The 5,327-nt window shown below is 58.1% G+C and carries 3 rRNA genes; all 3 read right to left on the bottom strand.

Going from position 1 to position 5,327, the window contains the following annotated elements:
• Positions 1-52: 52 nt before the first annotated feature.
• Positions 53-169 (bottom strand): 5S ribosomal RNA (gene rrf / locus ACFQ8E_RS21760).
• Between the two features lie 123 nt (positions 170-292).
• Positions 293-3,407: ribosomal RNA gene (locus tag ACFQ8E_RS21755) — 23S ribosomal RNA — on the bottom strand.
• Positions 3,408-3,987: 580 nt separating this feature from the next.
• Positions 3,988-5,327: ribosomal RNA gene (locus ACFQ8E_RS21750) — 16S ribosomal RNA — on the bottom strand; the annotation flags it as partial.

Raw genomic sequence — 5,327 nt, 5'->3', positions numbered from 1 at the left:
GGGGTATGCGAAAGGCCCACCCCGGTGTGGGGTGGGCCTTTCGTGAATGGGTGTCCGGCGGCGTCCTACTCTCCCACCCCCTCGCGAGGGCAGTACCATCGGCGCTGAAGGGCTAAGCTTCCGGGTTCGGAATGGGACCGGGCGTTTCCCCGACGCTATGACCGCCGTAACAGTATCGAGTTGTCCAGGTCACCCCCTGGTTCCACGGTTGTGGTAGGGGGGTGGTGCCCGTTTCTCGGGAACCGCACAGTGGACGCGAAGCAGTGTTATTGACCAAACAGTGTTTGGTAGGTGTGTGAAGTTGTTGGCTTATTAGTACCGGTCAGCTCCGACAGTCTTTGGTCCTGTCTTCCACATCCGGCCTATCTACCCAGTGGTCTAGCTGGGTGCCTTCACCCCACGAGGGGGATGGAAACCTCATCTTGAAGCAGGCTTCCCGCTTAGATGCTTTCAGCGGTTATCCCTTCCGAACGTAGCTAACCAGCCGTGCTCCTGGCGGAACAACTGGCACACCAGAGGTTCGTCCGTCCCGGTCCTCTCGTACTAGGGACAGCCCTTCTCAAGTTTCCTGCGCGCGCAGCGGATAGGGACCGAACTGTCTCACGACGTTCTAAACCCAGCTCGCGTACCGCTTTAATGGGCGAACAGCCCAACCCTTGGGACCTACTCCAGCCCCAGGATGCGACGAGCCGACATCGAGGTGCCAAACCATGCCGTCGATATGGACTCTTGGGCAAGATCAGCCTGTTATCCCCGGGGTACCTTTTATCCGTTGAGCGACGGCGCTTCCACAAGCCACCGCCGGATCACTAGTTCCGACTTTCGTCCCTGCTCGACCTGTCGGTCTCACAGTCAAGCTCCCTTGTGCACTTGCACTCGACACCTGATTGCCAACCAGGCTGAGGGAACCTTTGAGCGCCTCCGTTACATTTTGGGAGGCAACCGCCCCAGTTAAACTACCCACCAGGCACTGTCCCTGATCCGGATTACGGACCGAGGTTAGATGGTCGATGTGGCCAGAGTGGTATTTCAACGTTGACTCCTCCCGACCTGGCGGCCGGGATTCATAGTCTCCCACCTATCCTACACAAGCCACACCGAACACCAATACCAAGCTATAGTAAAGGTCCCGGGGTCTTTCCGTCCTGCTGCGCGTAACGAGCATCTTTACTCGTAGTGCAATTTCGCCGAGCTCGCGGTTGAGACAGCGGAGAAGTCGTTACGCCATTCGTGCAGGTCGGAACTTACCCGACAAGGAATTTCGCTACCTTAGGATGGTTATAGTTACCACCGCCGTTTACTGGGGCTTAAATTCTGGGCTTCACCGAAGTTGACCCGTCCTCTTAACCTTCCAGCACCGGGCAGGCGTCAGTCCGTATACATCGTCTTGCGACTTCGCACGGACCTGTGTTTTTAGTAAACAGTCGCTTCTCCCTGGTCTCTGCGGCCCTCCCCGCTTCCCACCGCAAGGGTGTTCACGGTTCGGGCCCCCCTTCTCCCGAAGTTACGGGGGCATTTTGCCGAGTTCCTTAACCACGATTCGCTCGATCGCCTTGGTATTCTCTACCTGACCACCTGAGTCGGTTTGGGGTACGGGCGGCTAGAACCTCGCGTCGAGGCTTTTCTTGGCAGCAGAGGATCACCCGTTTCCCGCATACGCGGTCACTATCAGTTCTCACCCTATGTGCTTCGCGGATTTGCCTACGAAGCGGGCTACAACCTTGGACGTGGACTACCATCGCCACGCCGGGCTACCTTCCTGCGTCACCCCTGTTAACACGCTTACCTACTACCGGTTCGGGTCCCACGCCGCGCCCGTCGGCGCCACCCGAAGGTGACTGTGACGGGTTTGGGATGGTTAGCATCACCGGGCTCGGTATGGGCGGTTCTTCGCCGGTAGGAGAATATCAACTCCTTGTCCATCGACTACGCCTGTCGGCCTCGCCTTAGGTCCCGACTTACCCAGGGCGGATTAACCTGGCCCTGGAACCCTTGGTCATTCGGCGGACGGGTTTCTCACCCGTCATTCGCTACTCATGCCTGCATTCTCACTCGTGTGGGCTCCACCACTAGGTCACCCTGCAGCTTCACTGCCCACACGACGCTCCCCTACCCACCCACACACCTGAACACCGATCAAGTCGGTGCTGGGTCATTGTGTGAGTGCCACGGCTTCGGCGGTGTACTTGAGCCCCGCTACATTGTCGGCGCGGAATCACTTGACCAGTGAGCTATTACGCACTCTTTCAAGGGTGGCTGCTTCTAAGCCAACCTCCTGGTTGTCTGTGCAACTCCACATCCTTTCCCACTGAGCACACGCTTAGGGGCCTTAGCCGATGATCTGGGCTGTTTCCCTCTCGACTACGAAGCTTATCCCCCGCAGTCTCACTGCCACGCTATGTCTTACCGGCATTCGGAGTTTGGCTGACGTCAGTAACCTGGTAGGGCCCATTAGCCATCCAGTAGCTCTACCTCCGGCAAGAAACACGTGACGCTGCACCTAAATGCATTTCGGGGAGAACCAGCTATCACGAAGTTTGATTGGCCTTTCACCCCTAACCACAGGTCATCCCCTCAGTTTTCAACCTAAGTGGGTTCGGTCCTCCACGCCGTCTTACCGGCGCTTCAACCTGCCCATGGCTAGATCACTTCGCTTCGGGTCTAGACCCGGCGACTGTATCGCCCTATTCGGACTCGCTTTCGCTACGGCTTCCCCACACGGGTTAACCTCGCCACCGAGCACTAACTCGCAGGCTCATTCTTCAAAAGGCACGCCGTCACCCCTGCTAGGGAGGCTCCGACGGATTGTAGGCACACGGTTTCAGGTACTATTTCACTCCCCTCCCGGGGTACTTTTCACCTTTCCCTCACGGTACTAGTCCGCTATCGGTCACTAGGTAGTATTTAGGCTTAGCAAGTGGTCTTGCCAGATTCACACGAGATTTCTCGGGCCCCGTGCTACTTGGGATCCCCTCAACCAGGCCGCACCATTTCGTCTACGGGACTCACACCCACTACGGTCCGCCTTTCAATGCGGTTCGACTATGACACGGCTTTCTTACTGGCTACCAGACTGTCAGATCTGGTCAGAAGGTCCCACAACCCCGCATGTGCAACGCCTGACAGCTTGACACACACACGGTTTGGCCTCATCCGCTTTCGCTCGCCACTACTCACGGAATATCTCTTCCTGTCGGTACTGAGATGTTTCACTTCCCGACGTTCCCCCCTGCACCCTATGTATTCAGATGCAGGTGACTGGGCATGACCCCAGCCGGGTTCCCCCATTCGGACACCCTCGGATCACAGCTCGTTTGCCAACTCCCCGAGGCTTATCGCAGGCTACCACGTCCTTCTTCGGCTCCTAGTGCCAAGGCATCCACCCTGTGCCCTTAAAAACTTCGACACACTACAATATTTCACAGAGATCAAGAAACTAGTCGAAACAAATCAACCAGTCATTGAACATCTGGGATGCTCGCGTCCACTGTGCAGTTCTCAAGCAACGGACGACCCGCAGACCCCCGGCACGCCTACCCCCACCAGACACGATCCCCAGAAGCTCACGCTCCCAGGGACCACACCCCGTGCAGGCGGTTCACACCCGACCCACGACCCGTATCCATCAAGACCCCCGACCACCCACCCGCACCACCCCACAGGGGCGATCCGAACAGAGCGGGCCGATTGCCTCAGGACCCAACAGTGTGCTTGCGAACCAGACCAACCCCCCACCACCAGCGTTCCCCCACCCAGCCCGAAGACTGCCAGCCCGAAGACTGCCGACCCCGAAGAGCCACGATGTGTACTAGCCGGCGACCGAACGCCGAACCGATCCTTCTAGTCAATGTTCCACCCGTGAGCAACCACCAGACACTCAAACGGCGCCTCAGATGGTCTGCCTGACCCCCACCCCACCACCAGACCCACCAGACAACCTGGCAGACCCGATCGCGAAGCTACGCGGGGGTATCAGATGCTCCTTAGAAAGGAGGTGATCCAGCCGCACCTTCCGGTACGGCTACCTTGTTACGACTTAGTCCCAATCGCCAGTCCCACCTTCGACCACTCCCCCCGGAAAACCGGTTGGGCCATGAGCTTCGGGTGTTACCAACTTTCGTGACTTGACGGGCGGTGTGTACAAGGCCCGGGAACGTATTCACCGCAGCGTTGCTGATCTGCGATTACTAGCGACTCCGACTTCATGGGGTCGAGTTGCAGACCCCAATCCGAACTGAGACCGGCTTTTTGGGATTCGCTCCACCTTACGGTATCGCAGCCCTCTGTACCGGCCATTGTAGCATGCGTGAAGCCCAAGACATAAGGGGCATGATGATTTGACGTCATCCCCACCTTCCTCCGAGTTGACCCCGGCAGTCTCCCATGAGTCCCCGGCATAACCCGCTGGCAACATAGGACGAGGGTTGCGCTCGTTGCGGGACTTAACCCAACATCTCACGACACGAGCTGACGACAACCATGCACCACCTGTATACGAGTGTCCAAAGAGTCCGCTATCTCTAGCGTGTTCTCGTACATGTCAAGCCTTGGTAAGGTTCTTCGCGTTGCATCGAATTAATCCGCATGCTCCGCCGCTTGTGCGGGCCCCCGTCAATTCCTTTGAGTTTTAGCCTTGCGGCCGTACTCCCCAGGCGGGGCACTTAATGCGTTAGCTGCGGCACGGAACTCGTGGAATGAGCCCCACACCTAGTGCCCAACGTTTACGGCATGGACTACCAGGGTATCTAATCCTGTTCGCTCCCCATGCTTTCGCTCCTCAGCGTCAGTTGCGGCCCAGAGACCTGCCTTCGCCATCGGTGTTCCTCCTGATATCTGCGCATTCCACCGCTACACCAGGAATTCCAGTCTCCCCTACCGCACTCTAGTCTGCCCGTACCCGATGCAAGCCCGAGGTTGAGCCTCGGGATTTCACACCAGACGCGACAGACCGCCTACGAGCTCTTTACGCCCAATAATTCCGGACAACGCTTGCGCCCTACGTATTACCGCGGCTGCTGGCACGTAGTTAGCCGGCGCTTCTTCTGCAGGTACCGTCACTTGCGCTTCTTCCCTGCTGAAAGAGGTTTACAACCCGAAGGCCGTCATCCCTCACGCGGCGTCGCTGCATCAGGCTTTCGCCCATTGTGCAATATTCCCCACTGCTGCCTCCCGTAGGAGTCTGGGCCGTGTCTCAGTCCCAGTGTGGCCGGTCGCCCTCTCAGGCCGGCTACCCGTCGACGCCTTGGTAGGCCATCACCCCACCAACAAGCTGATAGGCCGCGAGCCCATCCCCCACCGAAAAACTTTCCAACCCACACCATGCGATG

This window comes from Isoptericola sp. NPDC056573, assembly GCF_042793335.1.
Classification (GTDB): Bacteria; Actinomycetota; Actinomycetes; order Actinomycetales; family Cellulomonadaceae; genus Isoptericola.
This window is presented reverse-complemented; position numbering and strand designations above follow the sequence as displayed.